The organism is Hymenobacter sp. HDW8 (genome assembly GCF_011305775.1).
GTDB classification, from domain to species: Bacteria; Bacteroidota; Bacteroidia; order Cytophagales; family Hymenobacteraceae; genus Hymenobacter; species Hymenobacter radiodurans.
On record NZ_CP049907.1, the window covers coordinates 2335877 to 2353361 of the forward strand.

The 17485-nt window shown below is 54.5% G+C and carries 21 protein-coding genes; 9 read left to right on the forward strand and 12 right to left on the reverse strand.

The features are described from left to right. Positions 1-33 precede the first annotated feature (33 nt). A complete protein-coding gene (locus G7064_RS09715; protein WP_166073411.1) occupies positions 34-1431 on the reverse strand; it encodes an FAD-binding oxidoreductase in 1398 nt (465 codons plus the stop codon). Positions 1432-1742: 311 nt separating this feature from the next. Continuing rightward, positions 1743-1886, reverse strand: coding sequence for a hypothetical protein (locus G7064_RS09720; protein WP_166073412.1), 144 nt, complete (start codon positions 1884-1886; stop codon positions 1743-1745). Between the two features lie 212 nt (positions 1887-2098). Here G7064_RS09720 and G7064_RS09725 point away from each other — a divergent pair, with 212 nt between their 5' ends. Further along, a complete protein-coding gene (locus G7064_RS09725; protein WP_166073413.1) occupies positions 2099-2644 on the forward strand; it encodes a cupin domain-containing protein in 546 nt (181 codons plus the stop codon). Between the two features lie 25 nt (positions 2645-2669). Then, positions 2670-3218: a GNAT family N-acetyltransferase gene (locus tag G7064_RS09730; RefSeq protein ID WP_166073414.1), complete on the forward strand. Its 549-nt coding sequence runs from the start codon at positions 2670-2672 to the stop codon at positions 3216-3218. Positions 3219-3236: 18 nt separating this feature from the next. On the opposite strand, the gene G7064_RS09735 is transcribed toward G7064_RS09730, so the two are convergent. Further along, the gene (locus G7064_RS09735; RefSeq protein WP_166073415.1) at positions 3237-4220 is read right to left on the reverse strand and encodes a GlxA family transcriptional regulator; all 984 of its coding nucleotides are present in this window, start codon (positions 4218-4220) and stop codon (positions 3237-3239) included. 198 nt (positions 4221-4418) lie between these two features. Here G7064_RS09735 and G7064_RS09740 point away from each other — a divergent pair, with 198 nt between their 5' ends. From G7064_RS09740 to G7064_RS09750, 3 genes are all read left to right on the forward strand, one after another. Continuing rightward, positions 4419-4844 carry a VOC family protein gene (locus tag G7064_RS09740; protein WP_166073416.1) on the forward strand — a complete coding sequence of 142 codons (426 nt, stop codon included), beginning with the start codon at positions 4419-4421 and terminating at the stop codon, positions 4842-4844. Between the two features lie 101 nt (positions 4845-4945). Beyond that, complete coding sequence (locus G7064_RS09745; RefSeq protein WP_240935847.1) at positions 4946-5329, forward strand: VOC family protein; 384 nt, start codon at positions 4946-4948, stop codon at positions 5327-5329. Positions 5330-5364: 35 nt separating this feature from the next. Beyond that, positions 5365-5790, forward strand: coding sequence for a DoxX family protein (locus G7064_RS09750; protein ID WP_166073418.1), 426 nt, complete (start codon positions 5365-5367; stop codon positions 5788-5790). A gap of 92 nt (positions 5791-5882) precedes the next feature. On the opposite strand, the gene G7064_RS09755 is transcribed toward G7064_RS09750, so the two are convergent. Further along, complete coding sequence (locus tag G7064_RS09755; RefSeq protein ID WP_133271514.1) at positions 5883-6578, reverse strand: DsbA family oxidoreductase; 696 nt, start codon at positions 6576-6578, stop codon at positions 5883-5885. Between the two features lie 227 nt (positions 6579-6805). On the opposite strand from G7064_RS09755, the gene G7064_RS09760 reads away from it, so the two are divergent. Continuing rightward, positions 6806-7318 carry a hypothetical protein gene (locus G7064_RS09760; RefSeq protein WP_166073420.1) on the forward strand — a complete coding sequence of 171 codons (513 nt, stop codon included), beginning with the start codon at positions 6806-6808 and terminating at the stop codon, positions 7316-7318. 59 nt (positions 7319-7377) lie between these two features. On the opposite strand, the gene G7064_RS09765 is transcribed toward G7064_RS09760, so the two are convergent. Beyond that, positions 7378-8415 (reverse strand): TonB-dependent receptor plug domain-containing protein, encoded by a 1038-nt coding sequence (locus tag G7064_RS09765; RefSeq protein WP_166073421.1) that lies wholly within the window; start codon positions 8413-8415, stop codon positions 7378-7380. 17 nt (positions 8416-8432) lie between these two features. Beyond that, positions 8433-9896 (reverse strand): MG2 domain-containing protein, encoded by a 1464-nt coding sequence (locus G7064_RS09770; RefSeq protein ID WP_166073422.1) that lies wholly within the window; start codon positions 9894-9896, stop codon positions 8433-8435. A gap of 631 nt (positions 9897-10527) precedes the next feature. On the opposite strand from G7064_RS09770, the gene G7064_RS09775 reads away from it, so the two are divergent. Next, entirely contained in the window at positions 10528-10920 is a 393-nt protein-coding gene (locus G7064_RS09775; RefSeq protein ID WP_166073423.1) for a hypothetical protein, read from the forward strand. Positions 10921-11001: 81 nt separating this feature from the next. Here G7064_RS09775 and G7064_RS09780 read toward each other — a convergent pair whose 3' ends face one another. The 4 genes from G7064_RS09780 to G7064_RS22340 form a co-directional block, all read right to left on the reverse strand. Further along, positions 11002-11403 (reverse strand): hypothetical protein, encoded by a 402-nt coding sequence (locus G7064_RS09780; RefSeq protein ID WP_166073424.1) that lies wholly within the window; start codon positions 11401-11403, stop codon positions 11002-11004. A 169-nt stretch (positions 11404-11572) separates the two neighbouring features. Beyond that, the gene (locus tag G7064_RS22330) at positions 11573-11782 is read right to left on the reverse strand and encodes a hypothetical protein (protein WP_240935848.1); all 210 of its coding nucleotides are present in this window, start codon (positions 11780-11782) and stop codon (positions 11573-11575) included. Continuing rightward, the gene (locus G7064_RS22335) at positions 11773-12954 is read right to left on the reverse strand and encodes a hypothetical protein (protein WP_240935849.1); all 1182 of its coding nucleotides are present in this window, start codon (positions 12952-12954) and stop codon (positions 11773-11775) included. The genes G7064_RS22330 and G7064_RS22335 overlap by 10 nt, the downstream gene beginning before the upstream one ends. A gap of 89 nt (positions 12955-13043) precedes the next feature. After that, entirely contained in the window at positions 13044-14477 is a 1434-nt protein-coding gene (locus G7064_RS22340) for a TolB family protein (protein WP_240935850.1), read from the reverse strand. Positions 14478-14748: 271 nt separating this feature from the next. Between G7064_RS22340 and G7064_RS09790 the strand changes: the two genes are divergently transcribed. Continuing rightward, positions 14749-15183, forward strand: a complete 435-nt coding sequence (locus tag G7064_RS09790; RefSeq protein WP_166073425.1) for an META domain-containing protein — start codon at positions 14749-14751, stop codon at positions 15181-15183. 7 nt (positions 15184-15190) lie between these two features. Here G7064_RS09790 and G7064_RS09795 read toward each other — a convergent pair whose 3' ends face one another. Continuing rightward, positions 15191-15601 carry a hypothetical protein gene (locus G7064_RS09795; RefSeq protein ID WP_166073426.1) on the reverse strand — a complete coding sequence of 137 codons (411 nt, stop codon included), beginning with the start codon at positions 15599-15601 and terminating at the stop codon, positions 15191-15193. Between the two features lie 141 nt (positions 15602-15742). Further along, positions 15743-16171 carry a hypothetical protein gene (locus G7064_RS09800; protein WP_166073427.1) on the reverse strand — a complete coding sequence of 143 codons (429 nt, stop codon included), beginning with the start codon at positions 16169-16171 and terminating at the stop codon, positions 15743-15745. Positions 16172-16805: 634 nt separating this feature from the next. Between G7064_RS09800 and msrA the strand changes: the two genes are divergently transcribed. Then, positions 16806-17468 carry a peptide-methionine (S)-S-oxide reductase MsrA gene (gene msrA, locus G7064_RS09805; protein ID WP_240935869.1) on the forward strand — a complete coding sequence of 221 codons (663 nt, stop codon included), beginning with the start codon at positions 16806-16808 and terminating at the stop codon, positions 17466-17468. Positions 17469-17485 lie beyond the last annotated feature (17 nt).

Genomic DNA, 17485 nt, shown 5'->3' on the forward strand with positions numbered 1-17485 from the left:
CATTGGGGCAAAGCGGGCTTTGCCCACACCCGATCAGGTGAAAACGTGACCGTGCTTGGTGGGCCGGATGTTCTGATTCACCCGGAACAAGTTGTCGGGGTCATACTTGTTTTTGACGGCTACCAGATGCTCGTAATTGATGCCATAGGTAGCTTTAATGCGTTCCTGCCCTTCGTCCATCATAAAATTGATGTAGGCACCACCGGCTGAGTATGGGTGCAGTGCGTTCCAGTAGGCCTTGGCCCAGTCCGTGATGCGCTGCCGGTTGGCAGGGTCGGCATCGACGCCCGCAATAACCATCGACCAGGTAGAATGGCGGTAATTCCAAGCGGTATCTTGCGCTCCCACCCGGGCGGCGGCACCATTTATTGGGTAGAGGTGCATGGTGGAAAGCGGAGTGGGCAGCTCGTAGCCAAACTTCAGGTGTATGTCGATGGCTTCGTCGCTGAGCTCATTCACAAAATCGGCTTTCCAGTACCACTGCAAGCCGGGCGGATACAAGCCATCAAACATGCTTTGCAGCGCCGGCAGCGGCAATGGCCCTACCAAATCCAGCGCTGGCGTGCGGAAGCTGCGAATCGGCTCAAACGTTTTTTCGGCTTGCTCGGGCGCTCCGGTGTAGCACCACACTACTCCGCACATCGTTTGCCCCCACAAATGCTCGGGAAACGGCGGTCCGGGCGGCACCGACAGAAACGCGAAGAACCCATTGATATACTCGGGAGCTTTCTGGATGAAGGTGCGATACCACTGCATTACGGTTCGGGCCTCGCTCATGGGCCAAAGCATGGGGCCGCCAACCACCATACTGATAGGGTGCAGGCGAAACAAAAAGGATGTGACAACGCCAAAGTTGCCGCCCCCGCCCCGCAAGCCCCAGAACAAATCCTGGTTCTGGGTAGCGGAAGCTTTTACAAAGCTACCATCGGCCAGCACCACATCGGCTTCCAGCATATTATCGATGGAAAGGCCGCAATGACGGGTGAGGTGGCCCAGCCCACCGCCCAGCGTAATGCCCCCCACTCCGGTAGTAGACACAATGCCGCTGGGCAGGGCCAGTCCGAAGGCGTGGGTGGCGTGGTCTACATCGCCGAGGGTGCAGCCGGCATCCACCAGGGCGGTGCGTTCCACGGGGTCTACATGAACGCCTTTCATATGGCTCAGGTCAATTACCAGCCCTTTGTCGCACATGCCAAAGCCGCCTCCGCTGTGCCCTCCGCTTCTCACGGCCACCAGCACATCATTCTCACGAGCAAAATTCACGGCCGCAATAACGTCGGCCACATCCACGCACTGCACGATCATATCGGGATACTTGTCGATCATGCCATTATGTACTTTGCGGGCTTGCTCATAGTCCGCATCCTGCCGCCGAATCAGCTTGCCCCGCACATTCAGGTGGGGCTCCGCAATGAGTTCTTCCGTTAGCATGGCGTATAAGGTGTAAAAGAATGGGATAATGAATCGTCGCCCACAGGCACGTGAAGTGTTTGGGCGGAATCTCAATTCAGATACCCGGGGGCTTTTTTAGGGGCTTTCCAGGTCTTTGATGGGTGGTACTTGGAACGTATTGAAACTAGCTGCTCCGCCTATAGAGTCAGTCCGGCATTTGAAAAGAGGTGCACCTAAGAGGATATTCATGCAAAGCGACCATACTCTTGCCCGTCATGCTTCGAGCCGTTCTGCATGACCACCTTTTGCATTCAAATACCGTCGTCTGAGCTAAAGAGCTACGGACGCTTTTAGAGCAGGAAATACTCTACAATCAGGACGTAGGGATACGTGCCCGGATGGGTGGAACTAACGTTGGGAGTAGGTGGTGGGGAGCGAGCCGGGTAAGTATCTGCCTGTGGCCGCCCCCATGCAGTATACCAGTAGGGTTCCATGGTCGTACGTGGAGAAGCAGGCTACTTCAATTTAACACTTTACCATCAATTATTTGCACTACAGAAGCTGGTATTTGCCCCAGCATTGTCAGCACGCCAAATTGGCCAGCTAATAGGTCAACGTCACTGTGCTATTGATTATCAGTTATATAAGTAAAGTATAACCACTATATTTAAGTAAAGCAGAGGTAACATTTCTACTTTTCCAGGACATGAAACGACGCACTTTCCTTTCCTTACCGCTAGTATTGCCTGCGGTGCCTATGCTAGCTGTGCTACCGCCGTCCAATTTGCCCCCCAAAGGCATAAAAGTAGATGCCAACCAGGACCGCTTCGGTCAAAGCTTCACTTTCCTCGGCGCCCGCTTCGATTTGAAAGTGTCGGGGCAGGATACGGCTGGGGCAATGAGTGTGTATGACACGATCCGTTTCGAGAAAACGGGTCCTATGCTACACAGCCACACCGACCTAGACGAGTGGTTTTTTGTAACGGAGGGCGAGTTTAAATTTCAGGTGGGCACAGAGCATTTTCGGCTTAAAGCAGGCGATTCTATGTTTGGGCCACGCAATGTGCCTCATGCTTTTGTCAAGACCAGCGAGGAGCCCGGCCGCATACTGATTATGCATTTGCCCGCGGGAAGTATGGAGGAGTACTTTCTGCAGGCGCGTCAGTTGAAGAATCCTACACAAGCCGAGCGGGAGGCCTTACTCCGCAAGCACAACATGATACCCACAGGCCCACGCCTCTCGCCGGACTAACGCAGGTCGATTAATTAAGTAAGTTATGTTCAAGGCCCTGCAATCCGATTCTATCACTTTACACCTCATCAATGAGGACAATCTGGCGGAGATATACAGCCTATTCCAGGGCTTCCCCGACTCAACATCGATGCTGGAGGAGCTGTTTCGCAACTATCTACCACGCTACGAGCAGGGTAAGCGGACGAACTTCGGCTTTTATTCCTTCTTAGGTGATGAGCTGGCGGGCATGACGCTGCTGACCGTGGACAGTTGGGAGGAGCTTACCGGCTCAACGGGCGCCGACGTGTTCGAGCACATGCGCGGCCGGGGTGTCACGCCGCGCAGCAAGCCGCATTTGTTTTATCTGGCCTTTGAGCTGCTGGGCCTCAACCGCATGGCCACGGGCTGCCGCGTGTCCAACCTGTCCTCAAAGCACTCCATTGAGAAAACCGTGGGCTTTCAGTTTGAAGGTATTATGCGCGAATCGGGGCGCAACGATGCGGGCGAATTTGAGGACGAGTACCTCTACGCTATTCTGCGGCGCGACTGGCTCCGGCTGTATGATAAGTCGCAGGTGACGGTGCTGCGGTAAGATTCCGGCGGCAACGACTTAGGCGGCTACTGCTTTTTCGCGGTTGTATTTGCTGCGGTATTCGTTGGGCGAGAGGCCCGTGATGCGCTTGAACGTGGAGCGAAACGCCTTCGGATCGGTGTAGCCGACTTGGTACATCACCTCGTTCACGTTTTCGCGCGACGACTCCAAGCTGGTTTTGGCCGCTTCCATTTTTACTCGCTGAATGTATTCGGCCACCGAGTTGGCGGTGGCTTTCTTAAACCGCCGCTCTAGGTTGCGGCGCCCCAGGGCCAGCATATCAGCTAGCTGATCGACGGTTATTTTCTCCTGATAGTTATCCTCGATGTAGATCTGGGCTTTCTTGATGGGTTCGTCGCCGTGCTCTTTCTGGCCGTTGAACACGATAAAAGCCGATTGGCTGACGCGCTCAATATCGATCTGGAATACTTTGGCGCAGGCAATAGCCATGTCGCGGCCGGCGTACTTTTCCACCAGGTACAACACCAGATTTAGGTAAGAAAAAGCCCCCCCGCTGGAATAAATGCCGTGCTCATCAGTGATGAGCTTATCCTCGACCAGCTTCACCTCCGGAAACATGCGCCGAAAGTCGTTGGCGGCGGCCCAGTGCGTGGTACATTCCCGGCCTTTTAGCAGGCCCGTGGAGGCCAGAATAAACGCCCCCATGCACAAACTAGCTACTTCAGCCCCGCGGTTATACTGCGCCAGTATCCAGGGGATGAAGTCGCGGTTGTTGTCCAGTGCCTGCCTTATATCACCGTCGATGGCGGGAATAACAACCAGATCGGTGTGGGCAATATCCTGGATCAGCGTTTTGGTGTACACCGAATACATGCCGCCGCACACGGGCGTTTCGTTGGTGAGGCCGGCCAGCTGAATAGTGAACAAAGTAGGTTTGCCCATGCGCTGCAACAGCGCATTTACCTCCGAAAATACCAACCGCGGGCCTTCAATGCTGCCCAAAATGGCTCCCTTAGGAACCAGAATAGTGATGTGCTTCATGGTAGGTAGGCTAGCTACGTCTAATGTCGCAATAAACCCTGATTTGGTCGCATTTGCCCCTGCTGAACCAACGCATTTTTTACTAATATTGTTGGCGTAGAGCACACAAACCTCCGCCAATTTAGCTAAATAAATTAGCTGAGTTATAAAACAACTTCGCTGCCTGCATTTCACACACAATGTCGCCTTATATCGCTCATGACAACTTCCCAACTCAGCCCTTACCTCTCATTTGACGGCAACTGCCGTGAAGCCATGACTTTTTACCAGCAGTGCCTCGGCGGCGAGTTGATGATTCAGGATGTGGCCGGTACGCCCGCCGCTGAGCACATGCCCGCCAATGCTCAAAATGGGGTGCTGCATGCCAGTCTGACCAATGGGAATATGCTTCTCTTCGGCTCCGACGCTGGGGGGCAAAAAATCACGCGGGGCAACACCGTTTCCTTATCGCTCAACTGCAGTAGCGAGGAGGAAATAACGACTTGGTTCCGGAAGCTCTCGGATGGCGGCAAGGTGACGATGCCGCTGGACGACACCTTTTGGGGGGCAAAATTCGGGATGCTCACCGACCGCTTTGGGATAGATTGGCTGCTGAACCACGATAAAGCACCGGTGCAACAGTAAGGGTATTTGCCTTCGCTATTACGTCACTGGCCAGGGCGCTTATTTACTACCAGCCGCTGGCAGTCCCTCATTCAGCTTACTATTCTTATAAGACCATGGACATGAAACTTGCCCTCGTGCCGATACCCGTCGCCGACGTGGACCGCGCCAAGACCTTCTACACCGAAAAAATCGGGTTTAATCTAGACCATGATGTTCGGGCCAGTGACACGATGCGGGTGGTGCAGCTGACGCCACCGGGTTCGGCTTGCTCCATCGTAATGGGTACCGGCATGCCCGAAATTTCGAGCATGATACCGGGAGCCGTGAAAGCGCTGCATTTGGTAGTAGCCGACATAGCGGAAGCACGCGCCGAACTCCAAGGCCGGGGCGTGGAGGTGGGCGGCATCCAAGAATTTCCGGGCGCGATGAAGTGCGCCTACTTCCGCGACCCCGATGGCAACTCCTGGCTTTTACAGGAAATACTAGCTGTAGCAAAGCAATGATCTACCGAAAACTAACCTTCTAACTACGTACTACGATGAAAAAGCTGAAGATCATTTATTGGGTATTCACGGGTCTGCTAGCCGCTCTCATGGGGGCTTCCGCCATTCCGAACATTATGAGCTCGCCCGAGAGCGTTGCCTACTTCAAGTTTCTGGGGTATCCGGCGTATCTGCTGCCTTTTCTGGGCGTGGCAAAGGCCTTGGGCGTAGTAGCGATAGTTACGCCCGGCTTCGCGCGGCTAAAGGAGTGGGCGTATGCCGGTTTCTTTTTCGATTTGGCGGGTGCCATGTATTCCCACATTGCCATCGGCGTTCCGGTTAGCCAGTGGGCTCCTATCTTCATTGGCTTTATTATCCTGGGCGGTTCGTATAGCTATCATCACAAGCTGCGGCGAGCCAAGGGCACTTCCGCCGGGATGAGAGTAGCAAGTGAGCCGCACAGCCTACAGATGGAAGCGTAACCAGACACTGCTCTCAAAAAGCCCCCCAGGGCTCACACCAAAACGGCCGCCCTATGCAGGGCGGCCGTTTTGGTTTTTTCTTTCGATGCAGGTTAGTCACACACGCCATCCGGACCGCAGGTGGCGCCGTCGGCGATGAGCGTGGGCTTAGGATTGCTTTCTTCCCACACCTTCTCCAGCACTTCCAGAAAAACCTCCTTGGGCTGGGCACCAGACACAGCGTATTTGTCGTCGAACACGAAGAAGGGCACGCCGCGCACCCCTATCTGGCGGGCTTGGTATTCGTCGTGGCGTACTTCCTGAGCATAAGCGTCAGTTTCAAAAAGCTGGGCTACTTCCGCTGCGGGCAAGTCTAGCTCGGTGGCGAGTTGGGTGAGGGTGGCAGGATCATCCACATTCCGGCCTTCGGTGAAGTAGGCGTACAAAATGCGTTCTTTGGCTGCATCCTGGCGGCCGTGGGCGGCGGCCAGGTGAATGAGGCGGTGAGCGTTGAAAGTATTGGCCGGAATGGTTTTGTCGAAATTGAACTCCAAGCCCACTTCAGCGGCCGTTTGGGCCATCTGATTATTCATCTGGCGGCCCTGCGCCACCGACATACCCTTGCGCTCAGCCAGTAGCTCATGGATGCTCTGGTTGGGGTTGGTTTTCATATTGGGGTCCAGCTCAAAGCTGCGCCACTGCACTTGCACATCGTTGTGGGGGGCAAATTCGGCGAGCGCCGCTTCAAACTTCCGCTTGCCGATGTAGCAGAACGGGCACATGATATCGGACCAGATTTCGACTTTCATATTCAAAGAATAAGGGAGCAAAAGATAAGTGAGTATAAGCGCGCTGGGGGGCAAAAAGTTTACTTTCTACGCTCTCAACCACCTTCATGGCCTCTAATGCAGGCTTTGCATCTTCACGGTAGCGCTTGCACTTTCCAATTATAAAAAACAGTGTTTTCTACCCAGATTTATAGCCACAATCACCTGTAAATCCGTATGTTATACACTATCATTTACTACTCCCACCTGTGTCACGACTTTCAATAAAAGCTCTGCCTTGCGCCGCGGTTCTGGCCGTTGGCTGGCTGGTTGCGTGTCAAAAGTCGACGCGGGAGCAGGCCGAGCCTGCTAAAGCCAGGAAAGCCGATTCGGTAGCGGAGGCACCAGCGGTTTCCGACAGCCTGTTCTTAGGGCTCATCTTTCCTTACGCTCCGCCCAAGCCAACCGGACCCGCTACGCAGGCCGCGCTGCTGATGACCAGGCAAGGGGCACCCATGGAACAAGTGACCCTTGGCACCTTCGATGGCCGGGCTACGGTGCTGGACAGCCTGGCGGAGCGGGCGTTTCCGGAAGGTGCCCTGCTCGGGTTTCGGACCTCCGACCTCACTACCACCGGTACCGACGTAGCCATCCTACGCGCCAACGACACCATTTTGCAGGTGCTCCGCCGTCCTGCCCGCGACTCCGCCACAGCCGCCGATTTTATTTTAATAAAAGAGATTCCTATTGCCGCTGGCAGCCGCCTCCGGGTCGTGCGCTAGCTGCCTTACCGCCTGCATAGCCACGAAAAAGCCCCCAGACGGTGGTCGGGGGGCTTTTTTTAGTTGCCTACTTTAAACTCTCCGGTACCGACGCCGGGCATGCCGGCATTCGACAAGCCTTCCACGGCCACTCGAAACGTGCTGGCGTCGTCGGAGCAGTAGAACGATACCTGCGTCTGGCCGGTGGCGTCGGTGCGCAGCGTGGGTGCCCAATAAAGTGTGGTGCTCCGATAGTCGGGGCGTGGCTGCGCGGGGCGGGCCGCCGTTTCGTAGCGCGGCGCGTAGAATTCACGGGCCTGATAATAAGCCGGAATCACTGCGGTTGCGATTCCCGGAGCCGACGTTTTGGAGTAGTCGTAGTTGGAGTTGCCGCGCTTGGTAAAGATAGCAATGACGCCTGCCGCACCCCGGCTGCCATAAATAGCGGCCGAGGGCCCTTTCAATATTTCCACGGTTTCGACATCCGTAACGGGTATTGTGTTAATAGCATCGATATCAACCGGAATACCATCCAGAACGAACAACGGTGCGTTGCTTCCGGTAATAGAGCTAGCGCCTCTGATCTGCACCTGAAAATTAGGAGCCGAGCCAGTTACCTGAACCCCGGCCACTCGCCCTTGTATAAGCTGCAATACGCTAAAAAAAGAGCTGCTGCCCGGAATATCGTCTGGCCGAAGCACCGCGTCGGCCTGCGAATAGATGCGGCGCGCATCGGGGGGCGGCGTAGGCTTGCGGCCCGCCACCGTCACGCCCTTCAGCATAATGGTTTTGGCCGTATCAGCCCGATACTGGCGCTCGGCCTTCTGTTGCTTTTGGCTCTGCTGCAGATACGCCGTGACGGTTGGCTCTGGTTCGGCGGGCAATGGCCAAGTAAGGGCCGTCACCTCGGGCCAGCGCGGGTTCAGCTTTATAAGCAGGTTGCTGCCACCTTTCTCTTTTCGAGCCTGCACCACCACGCGAGCCGTGTCTTTGCCCTGAAAGCCAGTAAGCAGAAAGCTCCCATCGGGCTCGGTACTGGCCACGGCCATTCCGCCCGTAGCTCCCATTTGAAAAATAGTAAGCTGACTAACGCCCGCGGCTTTGGCATTGGGGCGCACCACCTGCCCACCTATACTTAGCGCTTGCTCCAGCGCAAAGGGTCTGGGGGCTTTTTATCGGCCAGAATCTCTTTCCACACAAACCGCCGCCAGCCTTGGGTGAGCAGCAGATGATCAAGCGCCTGTTCGGTTTCGGGGGTTTTATTCTGGAAATAGTAGCCTGGGTTTTCCACGTAGCCCTGCAAATCGGAGGTCAGCAGCAACTGCGTCAGAATAGTCGTTTCGGGCGCTTCATTCATCCCCGTTGCCAGCGCATTAGTTACGGCCAATGACAACTGGGCCGCTACAGGCTGACCGGCACCATCGGTTACGGCTACCGTCAGGTTTACTTTCTCGCGGGGAGCATACGTAGGCTTGTCCGGGGTGATGCGCACCTGCAGGCTGGGCTGAGCATCAATAAATGCCAACCGCTCACCTTGCGCCACACCTTGCCCATCGAACAGGGTGAAATGCGCTACTCCCGTCGGGAATTTGGCTTTCGGAATACGGGCTGCATAACCTTCGCTGCCGGTCAGCTGGCCTTTGGCGGCGTAGGCTACCGTGCCGCGTACGTGAGCCAGCAGCGTCACATTTTCGGCGGGCGCGGCGGCAGTGCCCGCCGCCGTTTGGCGCTGCACGCCTACGTACACAAACTCCTTGGTTTGCGTAACCTTCAGCACCAAGCCGCTGGGGGCCACGGCGGGCAACGGGTACTCGGCGCGGGCGCCCCCCGGCAGCACCACTGCTGCTTTGTATTGCCGGCCTGGCTGGGGCGTCAGCAATACAGTGCCCATGCCCGCGTGAAGACTTTTAAAAGAGCCCGCCGCCTGTCCCTGATCATCGGTTAGCTGCCCGCTTACAGTTACGCCGCGGCCGTATTCATCAGTGGCTTTGAAGGCAACCACAGTAGGTAGTCCCGCTACCAGATTGCCTCCTTCGGGGAAAAACTGCACATCCGTTTTGGCCTTAGGGGCTGCGGCAGTTTTGCGTACTCTGGCTTTCGCGCCGGACCTAGCGGCTGAGCCTGTACCCAACGAGGTAGCCGCCTGCCATACGGGCACACGCTTGGAGAAGAAGTAGTCGGGGCTGAAGTTGCGCATCCAGTTAGTGTAAGCGCGCACCGTGTACATTCCCTGGGCTAGGCTATCGGCTAACTCGAAGTCGGCGGCGGCCGTGCCTTGATTCAGGCGCAGTACGCGCTGAGCTACCACGCGCTGGTCGGGGGCAACCAGGTCAACGTACAGCACCCGGCTTACGGTATCAGGCCGGTGCAGGGCGGCATCTACCAGGTAGGCCTTTAGCCAAATAGTCTCACCCACGGCATAAAACGCCTTGTCGGTGTGGATGTAGCTTTTTTCGGGAAAGCTCCCAATGTAAAAACTCTGGAGTCGAGCAATGGCCTGACGCACAAAGTCATCGGCCGGGGCTACTTGAAAGCCACCAATTATTCCAACCAGCAGACAAATAATAACTCTCGTTGATAACGCTTTACGAAGCAGCATAAACCTATTAATACAGAATAAAGGAGGATAAAAGTGTTCGAATATAGTGCAATGTTGAGCTAGTATCAGGTACTGCTCAGCCTTAAGAATTCCGTGTAGGTCAGCAAGCCCAACCGGGGGGCAAATTCAGGGTTGCTCGTCTCCGGTTGGGCTTGCGTTTATGCCTCAAAATGTGTTGATTGACTAAAGTTCGAAGTGTTTTTCCGTCGTTGCCTATGCTTATGCCGCGCAAGCTGGCCCGATTGGGTCGCGGGTGGTACTACTGCCGCAAGTAGTATTCCGCCTCCAGCATCTTACCCTAACGCCCTGTTTTGCGCAGGGGTAGCGGGCACGTCACCCTTTCAAAATGCTGGTCTGGGGGGCTTTTTTCTGCTTCGACACCCGTTATTTAGTGTGGTTCGCCCACAGGAAAACGTGGTATTGCCGGCCAGCAGAAGCCGCTCCCATAGGTATTTGGGTGCCTCAGCCGCGCTTACAGCCATTACTCATCAGGTCCGCTGATTAAGCTCAACAGGAGCCACTCTCGCTGCCTATCGGCTAAAACACAAGCAGCTTATACGCGTAAGAGATTGGTACTAAGCATATAGTGTTGAGCTTATGCGTGTCTATTTCTCACCCCTCTTATATTTTTATGAAAACTGCTTTTGCATTCATCGTGGCCTGCGTGGCTGGCTTTTCAACGGCGGCGGCCCAGGGCACCTCGTCAGGTGGCTCTTCTACCCGCCCCGAAACGAGCGTGTCTAATACCTCGCCCGCGGCCTCCTACCCACCCAAAAAAGCCACTCCAGCCAAGACTCAAAGCAAAAAGACGCAAAACAGCACCCTGGAGCCCGAAAATCGCACGAGCCCTACCGGCACCATGTCGGAGTCGAGCCGGCGTGTCCTGAAAGAATCCCGCCCCGCTTCTCCGGGCACCACAAAGCCCACGGGTTCGACCAATCAGGAGATGGTGGACAAAAACTCCAAGCAGCCCATCAAGTTGGGAGGCAAATCCGGCTCTACTTCGGGCAGCACCACCAACTAGCACAACAGCTGATTACAACCAAAAAGCGTCAGGAAATGCTTCCTGACGCTTTTTGTGTCTCGTTGCTCTTATCTCGTAGGATTACATCTGCCGCAGCCAGGCGCTGGCCGTGTCGATGTTATCGAAGGTAAACACTATCGGGCCTACCGCTGGGGCATGCTGCAAGGTCAGGTCGGTGGAAAGGCGGCTATACAGGTTGGGCGAATACACCCAAGCAAAATACTGCAACCCAGCTTCGGCCATAGCCGGCAGCCAAACTTTGCCCCCCCACTCCGAAGCATCCGACCACATAGTCTCTACCAAACGGTTATCATTGAGCACCTTATGGCATTGCTCCTGCCGCATACACTCTAGCATCTTCCCAGCCCCGGCCTGCACCGACTCCATATCTTGGTTCTTCTGCCATTCTACATGAAGCCATTCATTCGTATAGTCGTAATAAATGGTAATGTCTTTACTTTCAAACAGTAAACGAAGCGCCATAGTCAGTTATGCAATAGTTGGGGCGTTTCAGGCAACAAGTCGTTGTGAAGCCCTTGGAAGAGAGCGAAAGGCGAAAAGTAAAGCTAAAAGCTGTACATAACCCAGTTTGTTTTCACAATAACAAGATTTGTAACGTTGCGTATCGGCGCGAGCCATCTTGCCGCTTGCTTTAAAACCCGATATCAAGCACCAGGGGCTGCACCTCCCACTGGTTAGTGCGCAAATTGTAAATGGACCGAACGCCCACTTCTAGTGGCGTACGCAAACGCATCGGGTTAAACACAAAGGTCACGTCGAGGCCGGCGGTGGTATAGCTGCTGCGGAAGGTTTGTGGTCCTTGGTCGGTGGCTAACTCCCGCTGCCCGGAAGCTACGTCCAAAAAGCCCCCGCCTTGATGCGCTGAATGTACAGCCAGCGCCCCAGCGTCCAGTGCGTGTCGGCTACGGGCAGGCGATACTCTACGCTGCCCGTTCGCAACTTATCAAAGCTCACATATGATTGGCCACGAGGATACGCAATCAGAGAGCTGAACTGATACTGCGATTGATCATGATATTGGTAGCCCCCACGCAGGCGCAGCGAATGATGTTTGAGCACTCCCGGAAAGTACAGGTTTCCCTGCACCCCCCATTGATTGCCCTGTAGGCCAGCCCTAAAAGGAGTAGTGCGCCACACTGCGCTCAGGTTCTGGCCCCAGCGTGGCCCTACGTCACGGCGGCTTTGCAGGAGTTGATGATAATAGCTCAGACTGTACTGCACGATGTGCAAAGAGCCCCCGAACCCAACCTCTGACAGGCGGCGGGTCCGTAAGTCATAATCACGTACCTGCTGCTGGCTGTAATGGGCGCCCAGGGTAAGGCCTTCCAGGTATTTGGAGCGCGTAAAGTTGAGCGGCAGTCGTACGCCGGTAGTGAATTGGGTGTAGCGCCACCGGTCGGCGCTGGCACTATCGAGTGGCGCGCGCCGATCCACAAAGCCGGTGGTGCGGCGTGACCCATGCTGTACCCTCAGATCAAGCACAGGCAAAAAACCCTGGTAGCTGAGGTCCGCGAAGACGTTGCCGGTGCGTTCAGTTTGGTCGAAGCCCACGCCGGCCACGGCTACTGTGGTGCTCAGCAAGTCCTGGGAACGAACGCCCAATCGGACGCCCTGGCCATCTGGCGATTGTACCAGCCCCCAGCTAAACACGTTGAATAAATGGTTGAACCGATTATAGCGGCTTACCGCCAAGCTAGGCTGCACCGTTCCAGAATCGGGTACCACAGCCCCAATAGTGCCTACGCCGGGCTCCTGTGTGAGCAATGGGTCGGTGTAGGCGGACGGCATGACAGGCGCAGCCGAGGCCGCCGTCCAACGTGCAGGCTCCAGCGGCATTTCGGCCACGCGGGCACCTTCTACCCGAAAATCATGAAAGGCCAGACGTTGCCCGTCGGGGGAAACGGCGGCATGATATGCTCCCAGTGGCCGCGAGGTAACCTGCTTCACCTCCCCTGTGCTGATTTCAACCGCATACACATTGTCGATGCCCGACTGCGGTGAGTTGTAGAACACAAAATTGCCCCCCGGCTGCGGATGACTCAGGTTGTTGTTAGCTATGGGCAGCAGTTCGCGAGTTTGGCCGGTTTCGGTATCGATAAGAGCTAATGTTTTGCCCCCGACTTGAGCAGCACGGCCGCTACGGTGCGGTGGTCGGGCAGCCAGCGGGGCTGAATGTACAAGTCATTGGTAGGGTTTGGCAGTACGCGCTGTTCCTGGCCGGAGCGGGCATCGAGCACCACTAAGCGGTTCTGGTAAGCCGAGTCGCTGCGCACGGCCACTAAGCGCTGTCCATCACTGGAAAGGGCGGCGGCGGTGTAACGGCTGCGCCGCGTAAGGTGGGTAAGTTGGCCCGACGCCAGATCGAGCACTCTGATTTCGGAATAAACCCGTTGTCCCCAGCGCGCGTCGTACCGAAACTCCAGCCAGCAGGCCCGTCCGCCCCCCACCGATAGCATTTCGGGGTTATTTACCAGGCCTTGCACAAACACCTTCTTTTCCTGGCCCTGCTTATTTAGCAGCACGATCTGAGAAATATCGCCTAGGCCAGTTTTTACCGCCAGCACTGTGCTATCAGTTACATACTGCGGATACCGGTACTGCGTGAAGATCTTGGGGTCAGCGGCGACAGGATAAGAAGTAGCTTCCGTTAGCTGCAAGCCCTGCTGCTGCGCCCGCCATATAGAGTCGACCTCGCTCATGGTGCGAGCATACAAATCCTCTACCCGCACCCCAGCCGTACGGCGCAGGCTATTGGAAAAGGAGAACGGATAGACCGGAAAGCGGTAGTAACGGTTGAGCACCTGACTCCAGGCGGCGGGGCCAATGGTCCGCTTAAGATTAGTGGTGAGAAAGTAGCCTAGCACGTAATGATTAGGCACATTATCGCGGTAAGAGCCCCCCACGGCCTTGCTGTAGTTGAAGCGCCGACCGGCCAGCAAATTCGCCCGCAGGCTGATATCAAAATTAGGAATGCGGCCCCGCCCACTACGCGTCAGCAGGGTTTCGGTGCCCACAGCATCACCCTCAAAAAACCAGTCGGGCATACCAATAGTCGCGGTACTTAGCGCCCCATTGCCGAAGAGCGAATAAGCCAGCTTGGTGATACCCTGCAACCCCTTGTCGTACTGCACAATATGCCGAAACTCATGGATTGCTAGCTGGTCGAGCCAGTCGAGGGTACCGGTTAGGAATGGGTCCTGCGGGGGCGTGGTATAAAACTCGGAGCGCCGGGGTAATACTGTAGCAAAGCCATTCCCAATGGTAGTCTGGGTTTGTAAGATAACCGTCAGCGGCCGCGGCTCACGCTCTAGCGAGGCGCTTACTGGCGCATATACCTGCTCTAGGCGCCGCGCCGTGAGTTGAGCCTGCGCCGAAAAGCCCGCCGGGTATAATACCTGAAAATGCGGAGTGCGCACCTGATACCAGCGCAAAGACGGTGGATTCTGGTCTAGCAATGGCAAGATTTGGGCCCGCGCCGGCGTGAGGCAAGCCGTTAGCAGAAGCAGCACGGCCGCCAGAAAGTGTTTCAGCATCATAGGGATTTGACTACTGCAATAAACTTCAGCAGTCACCGGAAAGCAAGCGTCCATCTTGCTCTGAATTAAGGCTGAAATTGGCCTCCGCCTTCTTACTCTAAAAGTGCGATTGGAGCCAATGAAGCTCGCCCCGGCAAACATTTATCCCTATATAAGCAACTTAAAGTAACCCACTTACGAAAAACACACCCTTGTATCTTCTACGTTATGCAACGATGTGGCGCGCTTCAGGCTCCTGCTGCTGAACCTAAATGACATGTAAACAGTGCTTATGCTACTTCGCTTTTTCTCCTGGGCGTGTGTTGCCGCAGGACTAGGCTTTGGCGGCTACACCACTAGTAATCAGCTACCTGCCACGCATTATCCCCCTACTCACTGGGTGTTAAGCACCCTCGATGGCAAGCCCCTGCCCTACCTTCAGCCAGCGGCACGTCCTGAGTTAGTTTTGCCAAGCCCGGCAATTACCAAAGAGGCGCACTATCAGGGAGCCTTTGAACATTCGATCAGCACTCGTCTGCAAGCTATTCCGCGCATTATCAGCACGATGATGCGACGCAGCAATCAAGCAATAGAGGTAGAAATGCGCTATCTGAGCGTACTAGAACAAACCACTCGCTTCGAAATCAGCGGCAACACGTTGCAACTCTACGCTGCCAAGCAGGCCACACCACTGGCTACCTTCAGGGCAGCAGACAGTGCTTTGTAAAAGCTGACTAGGCGGCGTGCAACTCGTCAGCGTGCTGCAACCATGTGCAGGCAGCATCTAGGTCGTCGAAGGTGACAATAGCTAGGCCGGCAGTAGCGCAACGCAGCGTGGAGTCGATAGAAAAGCGGCTGTTAAAATCGGTGGCATATACCCATGCCATGTGAGTAAACCCAACGGCAGAAAGAAGAGGAAACAGGTCTCTACCCAGCCATTCAGAAGCCGCCGTCCAGTTGCCTACGGCCTGTGTACTATCGTTTAATATCTTACTAAAGCCGGTTAACGGCACATTCTGCAGCACATAGTTGCAGCTTTCCTTAATCACCTCTAACTGCTGTTGCCCCCTCCACTCTACATACAGCCAGTGGTTGGTACAGTCGTGCCAGATAACGAGGTGAGGTGAGTCGAAAAGTAGGTGCATAGCCATATAAATAGCAGTATTGTATAACTAATAGAGTAATAGTCTGATCAATAGAAAGTCGAAATCAGGGTTACTATCTAAACGTCTGAAAATTAGGCGTGATGCTTTATCACATACGTTATCAATGGTGATATCAGATTGTTATGATCCGATGAAAAGCGAGGACGGATGGGCTTCACATTTTTCGAGCCAGGCGTATGCAGCCACCAAATCATTAAATCCCACTACTACTGGCTGGGTGCTACGCAATAAAGTAAGATCAGTGGAGAACCGGCTATCGAAATCGAGCGAGTAAACCCAAGCCATATATTCCAGGCCAGCGGCGGCTAGTTGTTGCAGAAAGCCTTGCTCTACCCAGCTTCTGGCTTGTGAATGAATGCTGCTGAGGCGGGTATTATCATTCAGAATCTTGCGGCAATGTTCCGCCTGCAGATGCATTACTATTTGCTCGCACCCCAGCTGAAGCGTCCGCAGATTCTGCGCACCTACCCAATCAGTGTAGAGCCACTGATTGCGGTTATCATAAGAGATGGTAAGATGCGGCTCGTCGAGCAGCGTGAGCAAACTCATTGTGTCTATTATTGAACAATAATAATATCCGGAAAACAATAACAATGCCCAATCTTGTAGCTGGCGAATGAGATATCTATCAGTAGCACCTTATGAATCAGAATACGCTTTTGGACAATAATTTAGCACACTTAAACACATAGTGAATTATTTATATTATGGTTTAGTTATAATACTCGCGCATCTAATAAAACAAACTTGCATCGCGCTTATCTTCATCTTTAACGCCAATAATTAAGCTATACAGTTGCATCAAGCAAGCCCGAAAGAAGATAGCAACCCTAGACAGTACCGATATCATAGGTTGATTGAATCGGATAAGTTCAATTAAGCATTAGGAATGGCTGCTTCATGCAGGATTAGAAAATGCAGGAGGCCCTGTAGAGAACGAAGTGTGTTTTGTGCGGCTAGCATAACTTGATGCTTTGGATTGGGTGAATATATTTTTTTGAATTATTCCTAGCAATAATTTCTATTTCATGTCAGCATACTGTGGCAGAACCGAAACAATTTTCCTGCTCAAGATGCTTACCTAGTGCAGCTTATCAGTTGAGTTTAGATCTACATAGATTTTTGACCTAACAGACATTACCAGCGCGTCCGAGCAAGGGTGTGCTACGTACATTACGGTATGATACGTCACTTGAAAGTTTACTTATTGGGTTTGCTACTAACAGCAGCGGCCTGTTCACAGAATCGCTCGGATGCCCAGCCTACCCGCTCTACGGCTGGCAAAGCACCGACTAATATGCAGGGCTTGGCCGTTGCTACCTTGGCTGGCGGCTGCTTTTGGTGCACCGAAGAGGTATTTGAGGAAATAAAAGGTGTCCGCGAGGTTGTGTCGGGCTACGCGGGCGGACCCGAAAAAAAGCCCACCTACGAGCAGGTAGGCAGCGGACGCACCGGCCATGCCGAAGCGATTCAAATCTACTACGACCCTAAGCAGGTGAGCTACGCCACGCTGCTCGATGTTTTTTTCCGCGCCGCTCACGACCCCACCACGCTCAACCGCCAAGGTCCCGATGCGGGCGCGCAGTATCGGTCGGTAGCGTTTTATCGCACGCCGCAGGAAAAAGAACAGATTACGGCCGCCATTCAGCGCGTGAATGCCGCCAAGCAGTATCCTAACCCCATCGTGACCCAGGTAACGGCCTTTACGGAGTTTTGGCCCGCCGAAGATTACCACCAAGGCTACTTCCGACTGCACCCCAATGAGCCGTATGTACAGTCAGTATCGACTCCTAAAGTGGAGAAGTTTCGCAAGCTGTTTCCGAAGCTGCTAAAGTCGCCGCTATAGGTATGTGCTTGAGTACT

Excerpts from the sequence above, each read along its gene's own strand:
- G7064_RS09715 (WP_166073411.1), bottom strand. The coding sequence starts at position 1,431 with ATGCTAACGGAAGAACTCATTGCGGAGCCCCACCTGAATGTGCGGGGC.
- G7064_RS09720 (WP_166073412.1), bottom strand. The coding sequence starts at position 1,886 with ATGGAACCCTACTGGTATACTGCATGGGGGCGGCCACAGGCAGATACT.
- G7064_RS09725 (WP_166073413.1), top strand. The coding sequence starts at position 2,099 with ATGAAACGACGCACTTTCCTTTCCTTACCGCTAGTATTGCCTGCGGTG.
- G7064_RS09730 (WP_166073414.1), top strand. The coding sequence starts at position 2,670 with ATGTTCAAGGCCCTGCAATCCGATTCTATCACTTTACACCTCATCAAT.
- G7064_RS09735 (WP_166073415.1), bottom strand. The coding sequence starts at position 4,220 with ATGAAGCACATCACTATTCTGGTTCCTAAGGGAGCCATTTTGGGCAGC.
- G7064_RS09740 (WP_166073416.1), top strand. The coding sequence starts at position 4,419 with ATGACAACTTCCCAACTCAGCCCTTACCTCTCATTTGACGGCAACTGC.
- G7064_RS09745 (WP_240935847.1), top strand. The coding sequence starts at position 4,946 with ATGAAACTTGCCCTCGTGCCGATACCCGTCGCCGACGTGGACCGCGCC.
- G7064_RS09750 (WP_166073418.1), top strand. The coding sequence starts at position 5,365 with ATGAAAAAGCTGAAGATCATTTATTGGGTATTCACGGGTCTGCTAGCC.
- G7064_RS09755 (WP_133271514.1), bottom strand. The coding sequence starts at position 6,578 with ATGAAAGTCGAAATCTGGTCCGATATCATGTGCCCGTTCTGCTACATC.
- G7064_RS09770 (WP_166073422.1), bottom strand. The coding sequence starts at position 9,896 with ATGCTGCTTCGTAAAGCGTTATCAACGAGAGTTATTATTTGTCTGCTG.
- G7064_RS09775 (WP_166073423.1), top strand. The coding sequence starts at position 10,528 with ATGAAAACTGCTTTTGCATTCATCGTGGCCTGCGTGGCTGGCTTTTCA.
- G7064_RS09780 (WP_166073424.1), bottom strand. The coding sequence starts at position 11,403 with ATGGCGCTTCGTTTACTGTTTGAAAGTAAAGACATTACCATTTATTAC.
- G7064_RS22340 (WP_240935850.1), bottom strand. The coding sequence starts at position 14,477 with ATGATGCTGAAACACTTTCTGGCGGCCGTGCTGCTTCTGCTAACGGCT.
- G7064_RS09790 (WP_166073425.1), top strand. The coding sequence starts at position 14,749 with ATGCTACTTCGCTTTTTCTCCTGGGCGTGTGTTGCCGCAGGACTAGGC.
- G7064_RS09795 (WP_166073426.1), bottom strand. The coding sequence starts at position 15,601 with ATGCACCTACTTTTCGACTCACCTCACCTCGTTATCTGGCACGACTGT.
- G7064_RS09800 (WP_166073427.1), bottom strand. The coding sequence starts at position 16,171 with ATGAGTTTGCTCACGCTGCTCGACGAGCCGCATCTTACCATCTCTTAT.